At 69.8% G+C, this 20,937-nt stretch carries 34 protein-coding genes; 8 read left to right on the top strand and 26 right to left on the bottom strand.

Features of this window, described 5'->3' with window-relative positions; genetic code table 11:
• Nucleotides 1-43: 43 nt before the first annotated feature.
• A complete protein-coding gene (locus G3I60_RS05100; protein ID WP_164606611.1) occupies nucleotides 44-760 on the bottom strand; it encodes a DUF3800 domain-containing protein in 717 nt (238 codons plus the stop codon).
• A gap of 167 nt (nucleotides 761-927) precedes the next feature.
• Between G3I60_RS05100 and G3I60_RS47035 the strand changes: the two genes are divergently transcribed.
• The gene (locus tag G3I60_RS47035) at nucleotides 928-1,335 is read left to right on the top strand and encodes a DUF6233 domain-containing protein (protein WP_369334861.1); all 408 of its coding nucleotides are present in this window, start codon (nucleotides 928-930) and stop codon (nucleotides 1,333-1,335) included.
• 144 nt (nucleotides 1,336-1,479) lie between these two features.
• Here G3I60_RS47035 and G3I60_RS05095 read toward each other — a convergent pair whose 3' ends face one another.
• From G3I60_RS05095 to G3I60_RS05075, 5 genes are all read right to left on the bottom strand, one after another.
• The gene (locus tag G3I60_RS05095; protein WP_203672294.1) at nucleotides 1,480-3,276 is read right to left on the bottom strand and encodes a hypothetical protein; all 1,797 of its coding nucleotides are present in this window, start codon (nucleotides 3,274-3,276) and stop codon (nucleotides 1,480-1,482) included.
• Nucleotides 3,277-3,567: 291 nt separating this feature from the next.
• Nucleotides 3,568-3,861 carry a hypothetical protein gene (locus tag G3I60_RS05090; protein WP_164606609.1) on the bottom strand — a complete coding sequence of 98 codons (294 nt, stop codon included), beginning with the start codon at nucleotides 3,859-3,861 and terminating at the stop codon, nucleotides 3,568-3,570.
• A 317-nt stretch (nucleotides 3,862-4,178) separates the two neighbouring features.
• Complete coding sequence (locus G3I60_RS05085) at nucleotides 4,179-4,763, bottom strand: hypothetical protein (RefSeq protein WP_164606607.1); 585 nt, start codon at nucleotides 4,761-4,763, stop codon at nucleotides 4,179-4,181.
• Between the two features lie 370 nt (nucleotides 4,764-5,133).
• Nucleotides 5,134-5,406: a hypothetical protein gene (locus tag G3I60_RS05080; RefSeq protein ID WP_164606605.1), complete on the bottom strand. Its 273-nt coding sequence runs from the start codon at nucleotides 5,404-5,406 to the stop codon at nucleotides 5,134-5,136.
• Between the two features lie 166 nt (nucleotides 5,407-5,572).
• Entirely contained in the window at nucleotides 5,573-5,866 is a 294-nt protein-coding gene (locus G3I60_RS05075; RefSeq protein WP_164606603.1) for a hypothetical protein, read from the bottom strand.
• Between the two features lie 206 nt (nucleotides 5,867-6,072).
• Between G3I60_RS05075 and G3I60_RS05070 the strand changes: the two genes are divergently transcribed.
• Genes G3I60_RS05070 through hemC form a run of 3 tightly spaced genes read left to right on the top strand, consistent with a single transcriptional unit; the run spans nucleotide 6,073 to nucleotide 8,527 of the window.
• The gene (locus tag G3I60_RS05070; RefSeq protein ID WP_164606601.1) at nucleotides 6,073-7,005 is read left to right on the top strand and encodes a hypothetical protein; all 933 of its coding nucleotides are present in this window, start codon (nucleotides 6,073-6,075) and stop codon (nucleotides 7,003-7,005) included.
• On the top strand, nucleotides 6,998-7,573 hold the full coding sequence (locus G3I60_RS05065; protein ID WP_164606599.1) for a class I SAM-dependent methyltransferase: 576 nt from the start codon (nucleotides 6,998-7,000) through the stop codon (nucleotides 7,571-7,573). The genes G3I60_RS05070 and G3I60_RS05065 overlap by 8 nt, the downstream gene beginning before the upstream one ends.
• 18 nt (nucleotides 7,574-7,591) lie before the next feature.
• Nucleotides 7,592-8,527, top strand: coding sequence for a hydroxymethylbilane synthase (gene hemC / locus G3I60_RS05060; protein ID WP_164606597.1), 936 nt, complete (start codon nucleotides 7,592-7,594; stop codon nucleotides 8,525-8,527).
• Between the two features lie 221 nt (nucleotides 8,528-8,748).
• Here the strand turns inward: hemC and G3I60_RS05055 are convergent, their stop codons facing one another.
• The 3 genes from G3I60_RS05055 to G3I60_RS05045 form a co-directional block, all read right to left on the bottom strand.
• On the bottom strand, nucleotides 8,749-8,988 hold the full coding sequence (locus G3I60_RS05055) for a hypothetical protein (protein ID WP_164606595.1): 240 nt from the start codon (nucleotides 8,986-8,988) through the stop codon (nucleotides 8,749-8,751).
• Nucleotides 8,985-9,344, bottom strand: coding sequence for an HNH endonuclease (locus G3I60_RS05050; RefSeq protein WP_164606593.1), 360 nt, complete (start codon nucleotides 9,342-9,344; stop codon nucleotides 8,985-8,987). The genes G3I60_RS05055 and G3I60_RS05050 overlap by 4 nt, the downstream gene beginning before the upstream one ends.
• 98 nt (nucleotides 9,345-9,442) lie before the next feature.
• Nucleotides 9,443-9,937, bottom strand: a complete 495-nt coding sequence (locus tag G3I60_RS05045; RefSeq protein ID WP_164606591.1) for a hypothetical protein — start codon at nucleotides 9,935-9,937, stop codon at nucleotides 9,443-9,445.
• Nucleotides 9,938-10,130: 193 nt separating this feature from the next.
• On the opposite strand from G3I60_RS05045, the gene G3I60_RS05040 reads away from it, so the two are divergent.
• Nucleotides 10,131-10,628, top strand: a complete 498-nt coding sequence (locus tag G3I60_RS05040; protein ID WP_343241917.1) for an XF1762 family protein — start codon at nucleotides 10,131-10,133, stop codon at nucleotides 10,626-10,628.
• A 77-nt stretch (nucleotides 10,629-10,705) separates the two neighbouring features.
• Here G3I60_RS05040 and G3I60_RS05035 read toward each other — a convergent pair whose 3' ends face one another.
• On the bottom strand, nucleotides 10,706-11,062 hold the full coding sequence (locus G3I60_RS05035) for a hypothetical protein (RefSeq protein WP_164606589.1): 357 nt from the start codon (nucleotides 11,060-11,062) through the stop codon (nucleotides 10,706-10,708).
• A gap of 134 nt (nucleotides 11,063-11,196) precedes the next feature.
• Between G3I60_RS05035 and G3I60_RS05030 the strand changes: the two genes are divergently transcribed.
• The 3 genes from G3I60_RS05030 (at nucleotide 11,197) to G3I60_RS05020 (ending at nucleotide 12,890) form a co-directional block, all read left to right on the top strand.
• On the top strand, nucleotides 11,197-11,520 hold the full coding sequence (locus G3I60_RS05030) for a DUF6087 family protein (protein ID WP_239069558.1): 324 nt from the start codon (nucleotides 11,197-11,199) through the stop codon (nucleotides 11,518-11,520).
• Between the two features lie 152 nt (nucleotides 11,521-11,672).
• On the top strand, nucleotides 11,673-12,533 hold the full coding sequence (locus G3I60_RS05025; RefSeq protein WP_239069571.1) for an ATP-dependent DNA ligase: 861 nt from the start codon (nucleotides 11,673-11,675) through the stop codon (nucleotides 12,531-12,533).
• Nucleotides 12,534-12,590: 57 nt separating this feature from the next.
• Complete coding sequence (locus tag G3I60_RS05020; RefSeq protein WP_164606583.1) at nucleotides 12,591-12,890, top strand: hypothetical protein; 300 nt, start codon at nucleotides 12,591-12,593, stop codon at nucleotides 12,888-12,890.
• Between the two features lie 19 nt (nucleotides 12,891-12,909).
• Here the strand turns inward: G3I60_RS05020 and G3I60_RS05015 are convergent, their stop codons facing one another.
• The 16 genes from G3I60_RS05015 to G3I60_RS04940 form a co-directional block, all read right to left on the bottom strand.
• Nucleotides 12,910-13,341 carry a DUF4262 domain-containing protein gene (locus tag G3I60_RS05015; RefSeq protein WP_164606581.1) on the bottom strand — a complete coding sequence of 144 codons (432 nt, stop codon included), beginning with the start codon at nucleotides 13,339-13,341 and terminating at the stop codon, nucleotides 12,910-12,912.
• Nucleotides 13,338-13,670, bottom strand: a complete 333-nt coding sequence (locus G3I60_RS05010; protein ID WP_164606579.1) for a hypothetical protein — start codon at nucleotides 13,668-13,670, stop codon at nucleotides 13,338-13,340. Before G3I60_RS05010 ends, G3I60_RS05015 begins: the two co-directional genes overlap by 4 nt.
• Before the next feature lie 99 nt (nucleotides 13,671-13,769).
• Nucleotides 13,770-14,162, bottom strand: coding sequence for a hypothetical protein (locus G3I60_RS05005; protein ID WP_164606577.1), 393 nt, complete (start codon nucleotides 14,160-14,162; stop codon nucleotides 13,770-13,772).
• 62 nt (nucleotides 14,163-14,224) lie between these two features.
• Nucleotides 14,225-14,686, bottom strand: a complete 462-nt coding sequence (locus tag G3I60_RS05000; RefSeq protein ID WP_164606575.1) for a hypothetical protein — start codon at nucleotides 14,684-14,686, stop codon at nucleotides 14,225-14,227.
• A 22-nt stretch (nucleotides 14,687-14,708) separates the two neighbouring features.
• A complete protein-coding gene (locus G3I60_RS04995) occupies nucleotides 14,709-15,572 on the bottom strand; it encodes a hypothetical protein (RefSeq protein ID WP_164606573.1) in 864 nt (287 codons plus the stop codon).
• Between the two features lie 48 nt (nucleotides 15,573-15,620).
• Nucleotides 15,621-16,112: a hypothetical protein gene (locus tag G3I60_RS04990; protein ID WP_164606571.1), complete on the bottom strand. Its 492-nt coding sequence runs from the start codon at nucleotides 16,110-16,112 to the stop codon at nucleotides 15,621-15,623.
• 71 nt (nucleotides 16,113-16,183) lie between these two features.
• On the bottom strand, nucleotides 16,184-16,519 hold the full coding sequence (locus G3I60_RS04985) for a hypothetical protein (protein ID WP_164606569.1): 336 nt from the start codon (nucleotides 16,517-16,519) through the stop codon (nucleotides 16,184-16,186).
• A gap of 55 nt (nucleotides 16,520-16,574) precedes the next feature.
• Nucleotides 16,575-16,901, bottom strand: a complete 327-nt coding sequence (locus G3I60_RS04980) for a hypothetical protein (protein ID WP_164606567.1) — start codon at nucleotides 16,899-16,901, stop codon at nucleotides 16,575-16,577.
• A 60-nt stretch (nucleotides 16,902-16,961) separates the two neighbouring features.
• Nucleotides 16,962-17,804 carry a hypothetical protein gene (locus G3I60_RS04975; protein ID WP_164606565.1) on the bottom strand — a complete coding sequence of 281 codons (843 nt, stop codon included), beginning with the start codon at nucleotides 17,802-17,804 and terminating at the stop codon, nucleotides 16,962-16,964.
• A gap of 66 nt (nucleotides 17,805-17,870) precedes the next feature.
• Nucleotides 17,871-18,203 (bottom strand): hypothetical protein, encoded by a 333-nt coding sequence (locus G3I60_RS04970; RefSeq protein ID WP_164606563.1) that lies wholly within the window; start codon nucleotides 18,201-18,203, stop codon nucleotides 17,871-17,873.
• A 120-nt stretch (nucleotides 18,204-18,323) separates the two neighbouring features.
• Entirely contained in the window at nucleotides 18,324-18,608 is a 285-nt protein-coding gene (locus G3I60_RS04965) for a hypothetical protein (protein ID WP_164606561.1), read from the bottom strand.
• Nucleotides 18,609-18,722: 114 nt separating this feature from the next.
• On the bottom strand, nucleotides 18,723-19,079 hold the full coding sequence (locus tag G3I60_RS04960) for a hypothetical protein (protein WP_164606559.1): 357 nt from the start codon (nucleotides 19,077-19,079) through the stop codon (nucleotides 18,723-18,725).
• A gap of 212 nt (nucleotides 19,080-19,291) precedes the next feature.
• Nucleotides 19,292-19,903, bottom strand: coding sequence for a hypothetical protein (locus G3I60_RS04955; RefSeq protein ID WP_164606557.1), 612 nt, complete (start codon nucleotides 19,901-19,903; stop codon nucleotides 19,292-19,294).
• A 25-nt stretch (nucleotides 19,904-19,928) separates the two neighbouring features.
• Nucleotides 19,929-20,156 carry a hypothetical protein gene (locus G3I60_RS04950; protein WP_164606556.1) on the bottom strand — a complete coding sequence of 76 codons (228 nt, stop codon included), beginning with the start codon at nucleotides 20,154-20,156 and terminating at the stop codon, nucleotides 19,929-19,931.
• A gap of 80 nt (nucleotides 20,157-20,236) precedes the next feature.
• Nucleotides 20,237-20,713 carry a hypothetical protein gene (locus tag G3I60_RS04945; protein WP_164606553.1) on the bottom strand — a complete coding sequence of 159 codons (477 nt, stop codon included), beginning with the start codon at nucleotides 20,711-20,713 and terminating at the stop codon, nucleotides 20,237-20,239.
• Between the two features lie 18 nt (nucleotides 20,714-20,731).
• Nucleotides 20,732-20,932: a hypothetical protein gene (locus tag G3I60_RS04940; RefSeq protein ID WP_164606551.1), complete on the bottom strand. Its 201-nt coding sequence runs from the start codon at nucleotides 20,930-20,932 to the stop codon at nucleotides 20,732-20,734.
• Nucleotides 20,933-20,937 lie beyond the last annotated feature (5 nt).

Raw genomic sequence — 20,937 nt, 5'->3', positions numbered from 1 at the left:
TTCCTGGTGCGCGCCAGGACCCCGCGGGCCTGTCTCGCAGTGGTCAGGCTGGCCAGGGTTCACGCCAGGTGCCAGTGTGCTGAGAGATCACGTCGGTGATCCTGCCGATAGCCGCCTTAGCATCCGGATGACTGTCCCGTTCGTTCCAGTGACGCTGTAGCGCATAGGCAACGAGGTCAGCCAATTGCACCCCCGGGCTCGCGTGCGAGCTCACGAAGTGCATGGAGTCGATGACGGTCTTGAGCTTGGTCCCGGGCACTTCGCCTCCGCCCCAGTCCTGGAGGTCAGCGACCATCTTTACCGCCCGCAGTTGATGTTCCTTCTGCTCGTCGGCGATAAGGATCTTGTTGCCCGCGTACCTGCTGTCGATCTTCTCCAGAAGGAACTGCAAGGCCAAGAGGTAGGCGTTCCCGTCTGCATCTCCGCCGTACCGAGTGCGCAGGCGCTCCTTGTGGATGCTGGCGTAGGACACGCCGACGTCGAGATCGTTGAGGACCGTGATCGCGTCCTCGTACACGGCGATAAGCCCGGCGGGCGTCAGGGAACGCCAGGGGCCGGTGCCGTTCCAGATCTCGTTTCCGTGAAGCTCGAAGTCGGCTGGCACCCATCCCAGGTGCTTCCACGCTACCTGGCGGAACTTCTCCGCGAGGGGCTGCACCTTGTCCTCGTGCACGAGCACGGAAGCCAGCGTCAGCAGCTTCTGCTTGTTGGCGCCCTTCCCGACGGAGCCGGTCTCGTCGATGTAAACCAGGTGTGCCATGCGTCGAGTAAAGCGGACCGAGGCTCCCGGTGGGGGGTAAGACCACAAAACGGTGAACGGGCGGACCCACGACCTGGAGCGCTCAATCCTCCAACTGAAGCAACCACCCCCAACCCTCCAACCTGCGGTGATGCCAGATCGCCGCTAATCGAACTATCATTCGATACATGGGTGAGGAGTCGAAGACGGACAACCTGCCGGTGGCGGTGATCCACTTGGCGGACGGAGCGACACTGGAATGCGTGGTCGGCCGTCGGCATCGGGCGCCAGACGGGTCGTGGTGGTATCAACTGGCGGCCCGGGGGCTGGCGCTGGAGGGAGACGCGGAGGCGGACACAGAGCCAGAGGGCTGGCCTCCGTTGGCGAAGGACTGGCGGGCTGGCAGCCACCACTACGCGGACGGCGCGCATTGGACGGTCCACCGCGGTGGGTGCTGGATCCCCGGCGAGCGAAAACTGACCATTGACCAGGCTCGCGCCCTGGTCGCAGAGCCTCTAGGGCACGGATGCGACGTGTGCGACGCGGAGGATGGCCTGCGGCTACCGGCTCCTGTCCGGCATGGAGACAGCAATTGAGCATCGGCGCCCGGTGCAAGTGGCGGCTAACGCCTGGAAAGCCGCACAGAAGATGGGAACCGAGCCGGCGCCAGTCGGCCTTGCCGCGTTCAGCAGAGTCGCCGCCGATCTCGCTGAATTCGGGTCCATCGACGCCGTCACGCGCTAGTTCAGCAGCCCGCGGCGGCGCGGCGGCGCGATCGGTTCCGGCTCGTACAGGGCCAGGAGCACGCCTTCGGCCCGGTCCGGTGAGCGCATGCCGCGGGCCTTCATCTGCTTTTTCGACTCGATGACGACGAAGCCGCTGCTGTTGTTGCCCAGGTTCGGGGTGGAGAGTTGTACGGCGGCGTCCCGGTCCAGGCGCAGACGGAGCCGGCCGGCTCCGGTGGACGGGTCGGGTTGTAGCAGGGCCCGGGTCGCGAGCCACATTTCGTCGCGCTTGCGCCAGGGGCGCATGACGGCGCCCGGGTCGTCCTGGAACGGGGACTCCGACACCATGACGCCGACGATCTGTGCTGCGTGGCGACCGGTGGCAGCCCAGCGTTCCAGCATGCCGGTGACGCCGTGGCCGAGGCCGTTCTTATCGACCTTGACGCGGATGGGCGCCACGGTGCCCAGGGCCTTCGCGAGGCGCTGCGCCCTGGTGATCTCTTCGAGGATCTTCTCGGCGACGTCGACCTGGTTGGCGTTGGCGGAGCCGCTGGAGTGGTGCCGGTGCTCGACGGCGTCGCCGACGCTGCGGTAGATGGTGACTTCGTCGCCGCCGTCGGCCGCAACGTCGACGCCCAGGCGTATCCAGGCGCCGCGGCGCACGGTGTGCTGGGCCGTCTCGCCTTCCAGGCCGAGGTCGCAGATGCGGATCCAGTCGTCGCCGGTCGGGTCATCGCTCTCTTGCGCCTGCTCGATCCAGGAGATCGGGATGGCTTTGCCGCCGCTACCGCGGGGGAAGCGGGCGTGGACTTTCGCGATGACGTAGGGGTGGTCTTCGCCGTACTCGCGTACGGTGCGGTCGACCCAGTCCATTTCCGGCAGGTGGATGGCCAGGGAGTGGGGGGCGACGCCTTGCGGGCAGTCCCGGCAGTGCGGGACGTGCTCCCCGGTGATGGCAGGGCTGTCGAGGGTGCGGATCGGGATCGTGATGGTGGAGGGCTCCTCTGGGTCATCGCCCTCCTCGCACAGCAGCTCGAACCATGAGCGGGGGTCGTTGGCCGGGGGGTTGCCGATGGCCAGCATGCGGCTGTCGCCAGTCAGCAGGTTGTTCGTACCGGCGCCGATGCCGCGGGTGATTCCGCCGGCCTCGTCCACGATGATGAGGAGCCGCGGGGTGCCGTGGATGCCCTGCATGGCTGCTTCGTCGCCCTCCGGGGCGGAGAACCCGTAGGCAACCACGACGTCGGATCCCCACTGGTCGGGCATCTTCCACTGGGTGGTGTCGCACCAGCCGGGCAGGCCGGAGCGAGCTACGCACTTCCTGATGTGGGGCCACAGCTGGTTGCGGACCTGCCGAAATCGGGTCGCGGTGGTGACGATGACCATCGTTCCTGGTGGGTTGACGGCTCCAGCCCAGGCGACGAGGCGCGCCGCGACCCAGGTCTTGCCGACCCCGAACCCGGCCGGCACGACGGTGCGCTTGTGGGTCGGGATCGCGTCAACGATTTCCCGCTGACGGCTCCAGATCGTTTCGGATAGGACGTCCTCAATAAACCCGGACGGGGTGTCGGCCCACAGCCCGTAGAGGGAGCCGGTCGCGCGTCGGACCTCGCGTAGGACGTGGGGTCGTTCTCGGTCGGGCAGGACGTCGCGGAAGGTTCGGCGGCGGGCTTCGACGGGGGCCCGCAGCAGCATGTCGGCGACGTTCGCCGCGTCGAGGGATTTCACGCCGGGACGGCTGCCGCGGATCAGCTCCGCCGCCGGGGGTATCAGGCGGGCGCGTGGTGCTTTGAGGGAGGCGGAGGACGGCATGGGCCGCACGGTGCAAGTTGGGCGGGGCTTGCGTCGCGTCCTGGCCGGGTGGGTGTCTGGGTCGGGCGCCGCGCTGTGTCGCGGCCGCGGGCCCGATCAGACGGTTCGGGGGCCTCCCCACACGGCGGGCGCCGGAAGCTGGGCCCCTGGCCGGCCGACGGTGCTCGGGGAGTTGAGCACGGCCGGCCGGCCTTCGGGGGGTGCGGCGTGTGCCTGAGCTGCCCTAGTAGGGGGGAGGACCGCTCGGTCGACGACGCCACACCCAGTAGTACGACGGGTTGCCGGAAAGCGTTACGCGTCGCAGAGAAGTCGGGTGTCCTCAATGAGCACGGATGCGAGCGGTGGCCGAGGCCGAACCGTGCGGGCCTTCTCACAGGCGGCTTGTTCAGCTTCGAGGCGGCGTATCGCTTCAAGGATCACCAGGGCCTCCCTCTCGGCCGCGGCTCGCTGAGGTTCGGTGAGTGTGTACCAGGGGGCGAGGATGTCACCGGACTGCATCAGGATCTGCCGCCGGGCCTCGTAGTAGTGACGGGCCAGGATGCGCACGGTCCCGGGGGCGGCGTCGAGAGCAGCGGTGATCGTCATGTCTCGTAGAACGCCGGCAGTCCGGAAACCGCAACACCCCGGCCCGATGCGGGGCTTGCCGACTTTTCGCCGATGAGCCTGCCAAACCGCCAGGTCGCGCCGGTGCCTGAGCGTAGCGAGGGCACCGGATCTCTCTTCTTGCATCTCGGTTATTGGATCTTCTAAAGGCGCCTGATTCACCGGGAGCCGGGACACCGGAGGCCGGTTCACCGGAGCCCGGTTTTTCAGGCCCCGGTGACCGGGGCCTGAAAATCAGGCCCCGGTTGGGGGCCCGGGAAAACGTGCACGTCACGGGCTGATGAGGCGGCCGGTGGGCCTTAGCTGCGGCGCTTTCGGGCGATCGTGAGGTCATCCCGAACCCGGTTGCTCGTGACGCCCGCCAGTTCAGCGATCTGCGCACTCGTCCACCCGTACGGCTCCTCGGAGATGACGAGGCAGGCATCCTGACGGAACGGCACCGCGGCCTTACGGCGGGCCTCAGCGACAGCTACCTGCTCCGACAGGTCCGGTAGCTGCTGGCCGGCGTCGGGGATCCGCCGCACCTCCGCCGCCTGGGCGGCCGTAGCCGCCGCTTCGCCCTGGGGCAGCTTCCCCGTCTTCTTGTCCAGGCCAAGGGCCAGCCGGCGCATCTCGTCGAAGCCGTTCTTTGCAGTCCCCATGGCCTGGTAGATACCGCGGACACCGTCGTAGAAGGCTAGGGACAGAGCGCACGCGTTGCGCTCGTGTACCACTGCAGCGATCTGCACATCGGCTTGGCCTACGATCTCGGCGGCGCGCCGAAGGCGTTCCTTCGGATCGGCGATGCCGCCCAGCTCGTTGACGACGGCCCTGCGGGCAGTCTCGCGGATGGCGGTGAAGTCTCGGCGCTCGATCTCAAGGTGAGCAACGCTGGGTCGGGCCATGGCTGGTATTTTCCGTCTCGACGTGGGCGCTGGGGTATCCCCATACCGAACAACGAGAGCAAGCGTACAGCACCGAGCGATGGTTGCGTTGCTGGCAGCACAGCCTCCTGCGCCGCGGCCGCGCCGCCTCCCACGCTGGGAACCATGGCCTACGACGAACGAAGCATCCCCGAGCCCGCCGCCGCGGTGATGGTGCCAGCGCGGCGTACACCACCGAAGCGACGCGGACTCGGACCGGGCTACCAGGGCATCCGTACGGCCCGCTAACGGCGGCACCGACGACGGGGCCTGTGAGACCTGTTGGGGCTAACAGGTCTTACGAGGGTCCGTCTGCGGATTCATGAGCGGACCTGTCAGCGGGTCTGCCACCTCAGCCGGTCTGCCCGCTGCAGCCGTTCGGGCAGCTCTCGGCGTAGAAGTCGTCGGCGGTCGCTCCGAAGAAGTAGAGGCAGTGCTGGCACATCCGCACGGGATCGTCTTCGTAGCCGTAGCCGTAGTCACAGTTGAGGTTGTCGCAGGTCTTCTCACCGCAGCAGGTGGCGCGGGCGGCGTCGTCGACGGCTTGTGCGGCTTGGCGGTAGCTCCCGCCGGTGTAGGCCATGAACTGACGGATGGCGGTCTTGCGGGAGTGATCGGCGGGCATGGGGGCTCCACGGGCGCGAGGGGTCTCAAGCGCGGTGCGAGGCACCTTGAATCTCGGCGGAGCCGTCGTCGAGGCCAGCGCGGTAGCCCGGAGTTGACGGGAGCCTAACAGCGCTGATGGGCGGATCCTCCGACCGATTGGTACGCGCCGTTGCGGAGGCCCCGGACTAGCGCACCAGATACAAGGCCGGCCGACCGGGCGTGGCGGCGGTCGGTGCGCCGTCCGCCGGTTCGGGGACCAGGGCGTAGCGGGTCGCGTCCAGGCCGCCGCCTGGTGTGAAGGTGATCAGCCCGAACGCGCGCAGCCGGTAGCGCGCCTTCCTCACTGCTTCGACGCCGTACCCGGTGAGTTCCGCGAGTTCCTTCGTACTGAGCGGCTTGTCGAGGGAGCGGCTGCGAAGGACTCTCATCAGCGCCTTCTCGCTGCGCCGCAGAGTCGGTGCTCCCGTCACGTCTGTCATGGCGGGAGCCTAGATGCTCGCCTGCGGCCGTGGGCCCCGTTCGGGCCGCAGGAGGTCGGCTTGGGGGTTGGGAGCGTGCGAGTTGGTTGCGTCCACGCCCTACCGCGCGCTCGCGTGCGCCCTGTTATGCCGACACTTTGTCGGTATGTAATCGTGTGGTGACCACAACCACCGAACGTGTTGTGCCCGTGCCTGGCCCCGATGGAGTGAATCCTCTGCGTGCCCGCCGCGCGGTGCGCGACCTGTACGCCAGGCCCGCCATCACCGTGGCCGACCTGATGGCCCCGTTGCTTGTCCTACCCGACGACCACCGGGTGTCGGTCGAACTGCCAGGCGCGGTACCGCTCTCCGACGTTGCGGCGACTGTGCGCCGCTGGGCCGCCCTGGGCATCCGGGGCGTGAAGATCTTCGCGTATGGGCACGACCGCGACGCCCTCGCCTCAGGAGCGCTCCGGCCGGGCAACCGGATGTTGCGCGGCATCGAGGAGGTGAGGGCCGCCGACGCGGCGATGGCGGTGACCACCGAGGTGTGCGGCTGCTCGTGGACGGACCACGGGCAATGTGTTATCCGGCGGGCGGACGGCGGGATCGACCTGGACGCCACGTACGCGCTGATGTCCCAGATGGCGGTCCATCACGCCGGGGCCGGCGCGGACCTGGTCTCACCGACGGCGATGCTCGACGGTTCGGTCCGGGCCGTCAGGTCCGCGCTGGATGCCGCTGGTCACCGGGACGTGGGGGTCAATCCGAATCTGGCCATCCACACGGTGCTGTACGGGCCGTTCAAGCAGCTGATGGGCACCAACCCGGCCGCCGGGCACCGCCGGGGGCTCCAACTGGAGCCAGGCCGGGCGGACCGCGACACGCTCGTCCAGGCCCGCCAATGGGTCACGGAAGGAGCGGACTCGTTGACCCTGCAGCCGGTGATGACAGCGATGGACATCCTGGTGCGGCTGCGAGCCGACCAACAGGTGCCGCTGATCGCGTACTCGACCTCAGGCGAGTGGTCCGCCCTGCGGCACCTCGGGGCACAGGGCGTTGTCGAGTACCACGCCGCCCTCAAGCGCGCCGGCGCCGACCTGATCCTCACCTTCGCGGCCGAGCAGGTCGCCCAGCACCTGGAGCAGCACGGTGGATGACACCCCCCAGTTCGCGCCCGCCGCGCTGGAGGCGATCCTCGCGGACGCCGCCCGGCTGGGCTTCGCCATGTCGTGCGAGCCGCGCACCGGCTCCCTGCTGGCGACGCTCGCCGCGTCCAAGCCGGGCGGGCGCGTGCTGGAGCTGGGCACCGGCGTCGGCGCGGGTGCGGCCTGGCTGCTGCACGGCATGAGCGGCGCCTGTAGCCTGCTGTCCGTCGAAGCCGACCCACAGGTAGGGGCCGTCGCAGCCAAGCACCTCGGCCATGACCCGCGCGTCGTGTTCGAGACCGCTGACGCTGACGCCTGGCTCGACGCCTACGACGGGCCCCGGTTCCACCTGGCGTACGTGGACTGCCGTCCGGGGAAGTTCCACCGCCTGGACGACCTGACGCAACTACTGGAACCCGGCGCCCTCTACCTGGGCGACGACCTGCTCCCACAAGCCACCTGGCCGCCCGACCAGCAGCAGCGCGTGGACGCATTCCTCACCCGGCTCCACGAACGGCGCAATCTGCTGTCCACGCCGATGCGTTGGGCCTCCGGACTGGTGCTGGCGACCCGGATCTGACGGGCTATCGTTTCGGGTATGTCCTCCGCCGAGCTGATCCGCATCGTCTCCCGGTCCTCCCCGATGGCCCTTGCCCAGGTCGAGCGAGTGCGAGCCGACCTCGCCTCCGCGCACCCCGGCATCCGCACCCAGGTCGTGCCCGTCACCACCTCCGGCGACCGGTGGATGGGTGACCTGTCTGCGCTCGGCGGCAAGGGCGCCTTCACCAAAGAGGTCGACGCCGCCCTGCTCGCGGGCGAGGCCGACCTCGCGGTGCACTGCGTCAAGGACGTGCCAGCCGACCGGCCCCTGCCCGCCGGCACCGTCTTCGCCGCCTTCCTGCGCCGTGACGACATCCGCGACGCCCTCATCCACCCCGGCGGGCTCCCCCTCGACCAACTGCCCGAAGGCACCCGGATCGGAACCTCCGCGGTGCGCCGCATCGCCCAGCTCGCCGTCTCCCACCCGCACCTGCGCTGCGTGCCGATGCGCGGCAACGCCAACCGGCGCCTGGAGAAACTGGACACGGGCGAGGCCGACGCGTTGCTGCTGGCCGTGTCCGGGCTGGAACGCATCGGCCGCAGCGAGCGGATCACCGAAATCCTGTCCGTGGACACGATGTGCCCACCGATCGGGGCCGGCGTCCTCGCTCTGCAATGCCGCGAGGACGACACCGTCACCATCGACGCCGTCCGCACCCTGGGCGACCCCGACACCTGGCGTGAGACCACCGCCGAGCGGACGTTCCTCCACGTTCTGCAGGGCCACTGCAACTCCCCGATCGCCGGGTACGCCCAAGCCGAGCGCGACGGCCGACTCTCCCTGCGGGCGAGAGTTTTCTCCCCCGACGGCAAGACCATGCTCGATGCCCAGGAATGGGCGGGGCCCCTAGACCCGGCCACCCTCGGCACCTCAGTGGCCGTCGCCCTGCTCCGCCAGGGCGCCCGCGAGCTGATCGACGCCATCCCACACTGAGCCATCACCCCGGGCCCGATGACGGGATCCCCCCAGCCTTCCCGAGTGGGGGAAGATCGCCGCGAGGTCCACCGTCCAGCCGACCAATCCCAGCGTGGCGCCGAGGATGTGACCGCCCGGCGCACGCACCAACCCGGCGCCACCGCGGCCGCCGCCGTGATGGATGAGCAGCACCCACCTGCGGGTCAGCGGGATGGTACGGGTGCTGCCCACCCGGTGCTTCATCGGGCCATCACCGCACCGCGGCGCAGCACGGCGAACGCAACGCCGGCGATGACGACCGTCACCCCGTCGTAGTCGACGGTGAACGGTGCTCCGGCCCGATCGCAGCCGGCCGCGGACGTTGCGATGCGGCCGTAGGCGAACCGGGGCCCTTTAGGGATACGTGCGGTGAGGATCTGGAACGGGCCGATCAGCAGGCGGGAAGCGTCAGCCTGGCAGCGGACCTGAGCGCGCTTCATCGGGCGCCCGCTGTGGTGGTGATGGTGCGGACCCCGTCGGGGGTGAGCGCGTACACGCCGTGGTCGGCGTACTGAACGGTGATCTCGGCGGGGAGCTGCGGGCGCCGGACCTTCCAACCGTTCGCATAGCTCTCGCGCGGGTTGTCCTCGAACCAGCCGTTGCACATGGTGCACACGGTCAGCAGGTTCTGCGCCTGGTTGATCCACTCCTCACGGGCGCCGCCCATGCCCCGATTGACCCGGTGGTGGATCGTCAGGTCGCGGGTGGAGGCACAGCGGACACAGCGGCCGCCGTCACGATCGTGGACCAGGGCGCGGACGACATCGGTGGGGCCGGTACGGCGTCGAGAAGACACGGCGGAGGATCTCCCATCCTGCTCCTCGCGCCCGGCCGCAGGTGCGGCCGCAGGGTGGCGGGAGGGGCGAGGACGGGACCTTGACCCGCCCGGGTTGCTTACGTCCCCTCCATCGCTTCTGCCTGCCGTTCCTGGGCGGCCTGGGTGAGCGCGTCGAGGATCGCCACCGCGTCGGGAACCTGGACGTAGGCGATGTGGAGGGAAGCGGCGTCGCCGTGTTCGCTGATGACGATTTCGTACTCGGCGGACGAGTCGCAGTCGTACGCGTACACACCGGGACCGGCATCCGCGAGGGACTCGCCTCGCGTGCCGTCGAACCAGCCCAGCCCGAAGACGCCGTCGATGGCGTCGGAGACGATCAGGGTGAGGATGCCGGTGAACTGGATCGTGGCGCGGCCGTCGATGTCGACGCACACGGTGCCGGAGCCGGAATCGGGTGTCGCGAATTCGAGGCGGACTTCGCAGCACCCGGTTGGCGACGGCACGGATTCCAGTGCTGGGTACGCGACGCGCATCGCGGTCGCGGCCGCCTCCTGAGTGTCGTCGTAGGACAACTTCCAGGCTTCCAGGGCCTTGAGGACTGCGGGCTGCATGGGCATCTCCGTTCTTGCCCCCGGTCACGGCATGCCGGGTGCGGCTGCTGCTCCGGGGGATGGCGAACTGGCAGGGTGCCGCCAGCATTAGCCTTGCGTCCCGCGGCCGGGACCTAAGGCGGCCGGAAGCCCCAGTGTGCGCGGCGACCGGGGTGCGCTGGGCGCTCCGGCTTCCCGCATCTGGAGTTCGCCGGTGACGCCCCAATTGAACGCTCTTGCCGTGCTGGTCCGTCTCCATGTGGTGCCGGTGCGGCAGAGGGACGCGAAGGCATTCGTCACGGCCTGGCATCGTCATCACCAGGCCCCGCCCGGTGCGGTCTTCACCTTGGGTGCGGCCGACGACGACGGGGTATTGCGCGCGGTCGCCATCGTTGGACGTCCCGTTGCCCGGATGCTCGACGACGGTCAGACGCTGGAGGTCACCCGCACGGCGAGCGACGGTGCACGCAATGCGAACAGCTTGCTTCTCGGCGCAGCGTGGCGTGCGGCCAAAGCACTCGGGTACACACGCATGATCACGTACACGCAGGAGGGAGAGACCGGGGCGAGCCTGCGCGCCGCAGGCTGGCGGATAGTGGCTCAGCGTCCACCGCGACGCGGATGGGACTGCCCCAGCCGGCCCCGTGTTGATCAGGGGAACCAGAACGTTCCGCGGCTGCTCTGGGAAGCTCCGCAGTTGTCTTCTTCCTGACCCTTCCGCCCCGTCGCGGCGGCTGGAACATCAGCGCCCCGACCGGCCGTAGGCCAGCCGGGGCGCAACGGGGTCGGTCACTGGGCAGTGAGGAAGCTGGAGCCGTCGTCCCCCTCGATCGTGAGGTTGTCCTGCCCGCCGGTTGAGCCGCCGCCCGAGTTGCCGGGCCGGGTGGAAGTCGGCGTCGGGGTGGGGTTGCCGGGCCAAGTGGGATTCGGCGGAGTGGGCGATCCGGTGGTCCCGCCGGTGCCCGGCCACGGCGGTTCCGTCGTGGTGGTCGAAGGCTCCGTGGTCGCGGGCGGGGTGGTGGGCTGCGGGTCCGGATCCTCTGTGGAGTTGGCGAAGACCGTGATGATGGCGATCATCGCTCCGACCATGATGAGCAGGATCGAGGCGACGAAGGCGATGGTGCGGGAGGGGTCAGGGGAAGCCATGAGGGCGTCCTTCCGTATGGGGAGAGGTCGCCGGGAGGGTGCCGGACTCGTACGCCTTGTGGCGCGCCCTGAGGCCGGTCGGCACGCGATGTGCGGGTGGCGTGTTCGAAGTGAGCTGCGCCATGCTGGCTGCCATGAGCGAGGAACCGTTGGAGAGCTGGGCGCAGCGCCGCGCGGCTGACCGGGCCCGAAAGCTGGGCCGGTTGCGTGCCCGCACCCTGGCACCGGGTCCGGAGCGCGGCTCCCACGTCAACCCCGGGGTCGAGCGGGTCATTGAGCAGTGGGATGGCTACCAGTGGGTGCCGGTGACAGTGGCCGTCGACCTGGCCGCCACCAAGGCACTGCTCTTCGTGCCGGAGCCGGTCGACGCACGGCTCACGGAGTGGGACCGGCCCAACATGGGCGAAGACACCGGCAGGCACCGGAAACCGGCGCCGGTGGAACGGCAGGAAGAGTAACCGCCGCTGGCGAGAAGCCGCGGGGCCAACCAGGATGCGCGGCCGGGAGGGTGATCCTGGACGAACGCGTTCGCGTCGCGCAGCGCGAGGAATCCGCCAGCGGCAGACTGCGGCCGGTGGCACGCGATGAGGAACCCGAGGCCGTGTCGTTGATGCGTCCGGCCCCGGCCACTGTGCTGCCCGCTGAGTCGGGCTGGCGATTCGACGTGAAGTGTGATGGGTGGCGAGCACAGGCCGACGTACGCCACGGCAGTGTCCTGCTGCGGTCCAGGCGAGGCACCGACATCGGGCCCCGCTTTCCTGAACTCGTGACCGCTCTGGCGGAGCTGCCCGACGGTGTGACGCTCGACGGCGAGGTGGTAGCGGCTGCCTCTGACGGGAGCCTCGACTTCCTGGCCCTGCAGCGGACCGCACGTGCCAGAGCCGCCGCCCGGCTGGAGGTGCTGTTCGTTGCGTTCGACGTGCTGACCACGGCCGGCCCGGACGGGCAGGTCATCGACTGCCGGGCGCAGCCGCTACGCGTGCGGGCCGCGACCCTGGATGCGATCCTTCTCCCGTTGGCCGCCGGATCGAGGGTGCAGAAGGTGGCGTCAACGACCAGCCGGGAGCAGGCGCTGGAGTGGCTGGCCGTGCTGCCCGAGGGCCTTGAGGGCATCGTCTGCAAAAGGCTCGTGAGCCCCTATGACCCCCGCAACGCGCGGTCGTGGATCAAGGTCCGGACCGCTGACACCATCGACCTGCCCGTCGTCGGAATCGTCGGCACACCACGGCGACCGACCGCCGTGGTGGTCCTGGCCAGTGATGGGCCCCGGGCGACATCTCCGCGGCTTGAGTCCATCCAGGCGGCGGACGTCGCGGCCGCGGTAGCGGGTCATCTCACTGCGCCCAGCCGGGTGCGGGCCCTCGACGACGCGATGGTCTACCCGGTCATGGGCGCCCCGCTTGCTGAGGTCCGGGCCGGCCATGGGCGCCACGGCTCGCTGCGCTTTTTGCGGATGCGGGACGACGTGTAGGCGCGCCTGGCACCGGTGGTCCCGTCCGGTGTCAGTGTCACCACATAGTTTTGCGCCATGCCCCTGGATGAACTGCCCCCTGACCTGGTTGCACTGCAGGCCGCATTCGAGAGAGCCGAGGAGGCCAAGGCTGATTTCGTGGCCTCGATCGACGTGCCTCGTGAACCGAAAGTACGTGTCGTGTGGACGGCCGAGCAGGAAGCCGAGCTGGAGCGGCTGCGGGCTGTAGCCCTGGACGCGCTGCGCGCCCTGTCGCAGCACCCCGTATCGGTGGCGGCACGGACCGGTGGCAACTGGGCTGAGCTCAACGGGAGGCTCAAACGGGCGGCGGGCGCGCGCGGCTGGACCACGAAGTAGGTCGGCCACCAGACGCGGGTTACAGCAGCGGCTGCGCGGCCGGGTCCTGGTCGTAGTCGTGCTCACCGGGGAACCGGCCGCCCACGTCGGGCACGAGAACCTGCCAGGTGGGCGGCTGCCAGCCGTACAGCTCCCGCATGGCGGTGAAGCCCGTGGTGTTTTTCACCTGTCGCAGACGCACCGCATAGCCGATGAGGACTTCGTCCAGCTCCAGTCCCTCGACTGGGTCCAGGCCGTCGACATGGAGCTGGTGTGCGGCGCCGTTCAGGGTGGCCACGGCATGCTGGTACGGCAGACCTGCAGCGGCGAGTTCGTAGGCGCGGCCCGGTCGGGCACACAGGCCAACGGTGTACGCGAAGGGCTGCTCCTGGCCCTCCGGGTCGAAGATCCAGCGCACGGTGTGCCCGTGTTTGGCGATGATGCGTTGGGTGTCGTCCAGTGGGTTGCTCATGCTGCTGCTGTCCTTCGGTGGTGGGCAGTTCGGGGCCGTACGGTCGGGGGAACGGAGCGCAATGTGGGCGAAGCGGTGACCTGAGCGGACACCTCCGACATCCAGGTCCCGAATGCATCGTCTACAGGGCAACCGGCCGCGTCCAGGAGCGTCAGCACCTGCTCGGTGGTCGCGATGCCGGGCAGACTGTGCGCGCTGGCCGGGACCAGCGGGCCGGCCGAGTGACGGATGCCGAGTGCCACGGCCACATCCCGCACGAACCACACGGGCAGACCTCCACGAACCCGGACCCGGATGCCGTTGGAGTTGTAGCGGAACGTCGTCGTCACAGAGCCACCCTTTCAAGTACTTGCTGCGTAGAACGCCAGGTCGGTGATTCCGCTACGCCCGGCCTGGAGGTGCGAGCGGGCCGGGAGTAGCAGGGCGGGTCATTGAGAGGGGCAGCACATGGAGCGCCAGCACAAGCACAATCCGCAGTTCGGACAGCCGTACTGCTCCGGGCATTCGCACCCGCACGCCGTGTGCTGGCACCGGACGGCCAGGTGCTCGGTGTCGACCGGAAGGGGCAGATGGAATAGGTGGCTGAGCGTGGCCATCGTGATGGCGAGCAGCGTTTGGGCTTCTACGGCGTTGTCGAACGCCTTCTCGTCGTATCGCTCCGCCTCCACAACGCCTTCCTCATCGTCGGTGTGGTGGGAGAGCGAGGAGTGGTGCCGGGCGCTCATCGCCTGGAAGACGGCGACCATGTCGCGAATGGCGTCAGCGGGCGCGGAAGGGTTGGCGGATTCTTCGGGGGTGGGCTTGTTCAGCGCCAAGGTCATCGTCGGCTCCGTGTGAGTGCGGGTGGGGCTGCGCCGGGGGTGGCCAGGCGCAGCCGGGATGTTCAGAGGTGCGTGACGACCCCCGTCGTCAGGTCGACGGTGAGGACGTCGTCCTCTCCCGCCCCTATGAGGTCCGACAAGTTCGTGAGGTGGGAGTGGCACGGCATCTCGTCGAGACCGGTGTCGGTCCTCACACCGTCGCTGTGAACGAAGACCACGGAGTCACAGACCCAAAAGTTGCCGTTGCTGTAGCTCTTGGCAGTGAACTCCGCACGGTCGACGGGCTGTGAACTGTCGAGTTCGCTCTGTTCGGCGAGATCAACGACGGCCGCCCGAACCCCAGCGACCAGGGCCGCCTTGTGTGCGAGGCCCAGCCGGTCGGCGCACTTGGCCCGCACGTCATAGAGGGCGTCGATGGTGAGGGTGTCGAGGTAGGCGCCGAGTTCCGCCGGGAAGTCTGTCGGCGCTAGCGCTGCGTCCGGCGCGACGGGCAGGTCGGCGGTGGGGATTGCGACGGTGATCACGAGTGCTCCTGTGGTGGAGGGGTTAGCGGGCAAGGGTCGTGCTGAGCGTGAGCAGGTGGTCAATGCCGACGCTGTGCAGTTCGGCGGCGACGGGCGTGTTGTCGCGGACGCGGGCGGCCGGATCGGCGGGCGGGGCTATGTAGCCGTAAGGGCCGGTCGCGGCGCCGATGGCGAGTCCACCGGTGTCGAGCTGTTCCACCCCTGTCAGGGGGCGCAGACGGGCCGTCAGGCGGCGGGCCATCCGGCCCGTGACGCCGGTGAGCTGGACACGAGGGGCCTGTGCCGGGGCGGCGTCCAGGAAGTGCGGGAGCAGCCGCTCCACGGCGCTCAGCGGCCCGGACACGGCCAGGTCGGCGGCCGGGTTCGTGCCGCGCAGGGTGACCGCGTACCGGATGCCGTGCCCGTGCCCAGTCCAGGACAGGACATCGCTGTTCGGTGCGATCCCGGCCTGATGGAACGTGACCGCACCGTGCTCCCGCAGCTCCGCCCCGAGTTCGTTCAACTCCGTTAGGCGGTGCCGGTGGGCGCCGGGCCCGTCGTCGGGTGCGCGGGCGGCCAACTGGTCGTCGAGGACAGGCAGGACCACGCGCAGCACCTCGCGGGCGATGCCGGGGATCGAGGCTCGACCCAGCCGCAGATGCGGGCCGTACGCGTCGACTCCGGGAACCTGCCAGGCAACATCTGCCCCGCTGTGCCCGCACGCGAGGATCAGCTCCCGTGCCCCCTGCTGCAGGCGCGCGGCCGGCCACGTCGTCCAGGGCGCGCGGCACGGCGTGATCGTCCACGCCTGGCCGGCCCGGACGGGCAGGAGATTCGCGACGGGCACGGCTTCGTCCGGTGTGACGGGCTGATAGCGGGCGGCGGCCGGGGCGGGGACAGCGGGCATGAGCGGGTCCTCCAGAATGAACGGGGCGGGTCTGCGGGGCGCTGCGCGTCAGCCGGTGGGCGCCGGATTGAGGAGTTCGCAGACGATCAGGGCGTGGTCGATGTCGACGGCGCCGAGGACGATCTCCACGCAGTCCGGGGCAGTGACCGTGATGGTGAACTCGTCGGCGCCGTGGTCGTCCAGCCACACGTTGCGGGCCTGTCCGTCAGCGGGAACCTGGGCGAGGGTGGAGTCACCGCCCGGGAACCGGCCGTGATCCTCGTCATGGACGACAGCGGCCACGATCCGCTCTGCCAGGGCGCGGGGAGCGTTGTCGATGCGGAAGCAGAACGCGCTGGCGTTGTAGATGGTGACGTTCCCGGTGACCGGCCCGTCCCACTGTGCGACTCCTACGAACACGTCCCCGGGCTGCGGTGGGGTGATCATGCGCAGCGACGGGAGGCTTTCCCGAAGCCAGGCAACGGCCGCGTGAGAGGCACCGATCACGGCGCTTTCCCACTGCTGCTCTGCGGTCGGGGCGTACTGCTCGGTCACGGTCACGGTGCTCTCCAGGGGTGGGGATTGGGCGGCTGCGCCCGGCCCGTTGGTGCCGGGCGCAGCCGGTGACGGGGTCAGAGGGGGCGGCGGATGGGCGTGGCAATTGCCTGCGCGGCGGCTCCAGCGACTTCCCGGGCGACGCTGTTGAGGCCATCCAGGTCGGAGACCCCATAGGAGTCCAGGAAGTAGTCCCGGGTGTCCGTGTGGTCAGTGCGTAGGAACAGGTCGCCCTCGTGGTCGACACCGATGGTGAACGCGACGCCGTTGGGAGCTGCCAGGAGCCCGGTGACGCCCCAGCATCCGGACTCCGCGCTCCACTCGCCACCGAGAATCCGGGCGGCGGCGCGGGCGATGTCGGAGATCGCGATGGGGTAATCGGTGCCCGGCTTCGGGTCGTACGTGGTGCTCATGCTGGTGTCTCTCTGGTGAGGGTCGGCGGGGGTGGGCCGGGGGCCGGAACCTGTGTCAGGCGGCGGTTGAGGTGTCCGCCTTGAGTCGCAGATGCAGGACCGGGCGCGGGGTGCCGAACGGCCGCTCGTCCTCGCTGATCTCGACCAGGGCGTCCGCGACAGACGTTCGCTCGAAGTCGTCCGCGCCCTCGGTACGGTCGCCGTAGTGGAGGGTGGCGCCGTAGGTGTCCCAGGCTGGCCCGTCGTCGTAGTCGCCCGTGACGTAGAACGTGACTGCGTCGGGAAGCGGCTTGTGCTCCCACTCGAACCACTCGCGGACGGCGTCGCGAAGGTCCTCGCGAAGCGGGTCGTGCACAAGCTCGACTACACGGATGTCGCTCATGGTTGGGCTCCTGTGCGGTGGCGGCTGCGCCCTGTCCGGGGCCGGGCGCAGCCGGGAGGGTCAGATGAGGTCGGGCAGGATCGTCAGCAGGTGGTCGACGCCGACGCGCGATATGTCGGCGAGTACGGCGGAGGAGTCGCGGGCGCGGGCCTTCGCGTCCCCGACATAGATCAATCCGCAGGGGTCGTGGTGGGTCCCGAATTGCACGTCACCGTCTTCGTCCTGGCGGAGGGTGTGCGGCCAGGCGGAGATCAGGCGGCGGGCCACTGCTCCGGAGACGTGGGTCAACAGGCTTCGCGGCACCCGGGCGGGCGGCGGGGGAAGGATGCGCGGCAAGACGCGCTCCAGGCCGTCAAGGGGCCCCTCGTATGCGAGGGTGCCGACGGTCTTGCACGCGTGCAGGGAGAACCGCCAACGCTCGCCAGCGGCCGTCCAGTCCAGGCCGGTGAGATCGTCGGACCGGTCGAACGGGTCGGCGTTGGTGCCCAGGGCGGCCAGTGCCGCGTGTACCTCGGTGAGGGCGGCCACACGGCGGGCCCGGTTCCGGCCGGGGAGTCGCAGTGACGACGCCGCACTGTCCAGGTGCTGGTCTACCTGCGGCAGGGCGTTGCGCAGCAGCTCCCGGGCGACGGTGGCCGGCTCGGTGCCGGGGAGCGTCGCGAGCGGGAGGTACTGGTTCATGCCCGGGGTGTGGGAGAACACCTCAGTGGTCGCGCGGAACGCGATGAGCAGGGTCCGCGTGCCGTCGGTGAGCTGGACGGCGGCGGGCCGAAACGAGGAGCTGAAATCGCGCACGGCCCAGGTGCGCCCGGTGCGGGCGGGCAGGAGGGCGGCGACCTTGCAGCCGGGGTGGGTGGGCGGTACGTCGTGCTGGTCCTGGTCCAGGAGCGGCGCAGCAGTCATCAGGGGCCTTCCAAGCGGGGTGGTCGGGCGGTGAGGGTGCCGGGTGGTAGTGCCTTGTGTCCGGGCTCAGCGGCCGGGGCGCAGCGGGATGCGCAGCCCGCCGGGCAGGACCGGCATGGTGGCGATGAGTGCGGCGAGCGTCGCGGCGGCGGCCTGGCGCTCGATGGCCTCTTCGGTGAGGAACACGTGATCGCCGGGGCGGTCCAGGGCGGTGAAGACCGTGCCGTCCGGGCCGCCGAGGGCGACGTTGGTGAGGTTGTACGCGGTGCCCTGCAGGTTCGGGGCGAGGGTGATGGCCGTGAACCGGTCACCCTGGATCCGCAGATGGAGTTGAGCGGCGGCGGTCGCGGCCCGAATGACGGGCGTCGAGATGAACAGGGCGGCGTCGATATGCGTCATGACGGGGTGTCCCTTCGGTTCGGGTGTGACCGGCGGTTGCTCTGCGCCGGAGTGCGCCACGGTGGGCGGTGTTGCATCCCTGGGTGCCGCGCCCCGGGGTGCGGGGCGCGGCAGGCGGCGTCAGCCGTCGGTGGGCTGGAGCGCGTACGCCTCGTAGGTGGTCAGTGCGCCGCTGACGGTGAGGAACACCCGGTCGAGGTACTGGCCGCTGAACACCGCGTACCTGGACGCGATGGTGGCGGCGTTCACGGCGCGCAGGAGGGCCCAGTAGACGTCCGGGTCGTCGGTGAGGCAGGCGAGGATGATCAGGTCACCGGCGAGGTCGTTCATGCGGTCAGGAGTCGGGTGGAGGCGGGTGGCTGCGAGCGTGGCGCGGGACGGGCTCTTGACCAGGGAGACGGACACGGTGACGCCTTTCGGTTCGGGTGTTCCGGCGGTTGCTCTCCGCCGTCGTGGGGGCTGTACGGGGTGCTGGCGTACCGGGGCGGCGGGGAAGCCGCCCCGGTACGGGCGGGAGGGTTACGCGGCGACCGCGTACGTGACGGCGTAGGCGGCGGTGCGCGGGTAGGAGGTGTAGCCGTAGGCGAACGCGCGGTCCGTGGCCTTGTAGCCGTTGACCTTGCGCCACCGGCCGTTGATGAGCTTGCGGACCTTCTGGGGCTCCGCGCCGAGGTTCAGGGCCCGGTACGCGTTGACGACGTGCTTCCCGAACATCGAGCCGTACCGGTTGATGAACTCGGTGTCGTGGCCTTGGGCGGTGAGGTAGTCGCTGCACTTGACCGGCTTGTTCGCGACCCGGTTGGTGCGGGTCCGGTCGCGCAGTACGGCGGTTGCGGTGAGGCGGCGGGCGCGGTTGGCGCTACGGGCAGATGCCATGGGAGTGCCTTTCGTTCGGGTGGGTGCGGGATGGTCGGCGGTTGCTCTCCGCCGCGTTCTCCCGACAACTCAAACTATACAGCACCGAGCACGCGGGGCAATGCGTTCGGCGAAATTCGATCGACCGATTCCCCGCGCCCCCGGAGCGCACCAGCCGCACACCCGCCGACCGGCGCCCCGGGCCGGCCACGCGTGGCCAGGGGCGCAGCACCTCAACGACGGCGGTGCAGCCGGTCGAACCGCGCGTTGCCCAGGGCACGGGCGGCACGCTGCGGGTCCGCCAACGCCACCACGGCATTCCGGCGCTCAACGGGGATGTCGAAGACGTGGACGTTCCGCTGCTCCTCGCCGTGCCGGGGGTAGCGGTGCACCCGCAACCGGCCGCCCGGTGCATCGTCAGTCGGGGGGCTGATCTCGAACCGGTACCAAGTCGATCCCATCTGACGGTCGAACCCCACGGCGGCGCCCTCGTGCTGCTGCCGGTGGCCAATCCGCATCTGAAAGCGTCGGCAGGCACTGACCGCCCATGGCAAGTCGTGCTCACGCGCCCAGTGGGCGCAGCGCACGCACGGGGCGCAGCCCGGGTGCCCAGTCGGTTCAGCGGCGAACACGCGGCGGCCAACGGTGAACGTGACCTCCCCGGTTCCCTCGTCGAGTGCTGCGGCGCCGCCATGCATCAGGTTGCTGCGCAGGAACGCCCGGAACAGCGGGCCGGACAGTACGGTCTGGGGCGGCGCGGCAGGGGCGGCCCCGACGACGTACGCGGTGTGCGCCACGTCCAGGGGGCGGGCCAGCGCGCGGACTGCACAGGTCATGGTGGTCACGGTTCTCTCCGTACGGGTGGGCGGGTCAGAACAGGAAGTCGGGCAGGGCAACAGGGGCGGCGCGGCGGGCGGGCGGCGGGGTGGGCGGAGGTTCCTCTCCGAACAACGCCTCTGTGCCCGATGCCGTGTCGGGGACCGCGAGGATCGGGGGCGGGGCATCCGGTCCGATGCCCGGGATTTCCGCCGGGAGCTTGGCGTTGAAGTCGGACGGCCGCATCCGGGTCCAATTGGTCTCAGGGGTCGTGTCGGGCATGGCGTTACCTCCGTTGCCAGGGATGAAGTGGGGGCGGTGCTGCGCCCCCACGCCGGCCAAGCGGCCGGGGCGCCGGCATGCTAGGACTCGGTAGGGCGCAGCATCAGGCGGAGTGCTTCCGCGCGGCCCCGGGCGTAGGCCCCACTCATCGCGACGGGCACGGACTCGGGCATTGCCGGTAGCCAGCACTCGACCGCACCGACGCCGTACGCGCACTGCTCAGCGGACGGGAAGGAGTGATCACCCCACTCGTCCCACGGCCACAGGCCGCCGATGGCGTACCGGCCGTGCGCGTCGGGGGTGACGTCCTCGGTGCCCGCGTCGTCGCGGTACTCCGTGGCCCAGGTGAAGCGCAGTACGTCCCCGTGCCACTCGGCGGTGAGCCCGCACTCGTCGTTGTGCAGGTCGTCCACGATCTGTTGCGCGGTCTTCCGGGTGAACAGGTGTCGGCAGCCTGGCGTCCAGAACGATGCGAGCGGCAGACCGACGTACGGGCCGTAGCTGGTGCAGTCGGGGGTGAAGAGCTGGACGGCTGACGCTGCGGGGATGGCGTTCACGGTGCAGTCCCTTTCCGCTCAGCGTGCGTCGTTGTCGACGCCGTCGAAGTCCGCGTAGGTCCCCGGCTCACCGCGCCATTCGATGCCGACGGAGTATCCGGGCGGCCCGATGACCAGCCCGGCGTTCAAGCCGCTGTACGTGGTGATGTTCGCGGCGAGGGTGAGCAGCAGGCCGGCCAGGAGGGCGGCCGCGACGGCGTAACGGCGGGTGCGGGACATGGCGG

Origin of the sequence: Streptomyces sp. SID13666 (genome assembly GCF_010548325.1) — a bacterium.
In the GTDB taxonomy this organism is placed as follows: Bacteria; Actinomycetota; Actinomycetes; order Streptomycetales; family Streptomycetaceae; genus Actinacidiphila; species Actinacidiphila fildesensis.
Note: the sequence above shows the minus strand (reverse complement) of the source record. Positions and strands in the feature narration are given on the sequence as shown.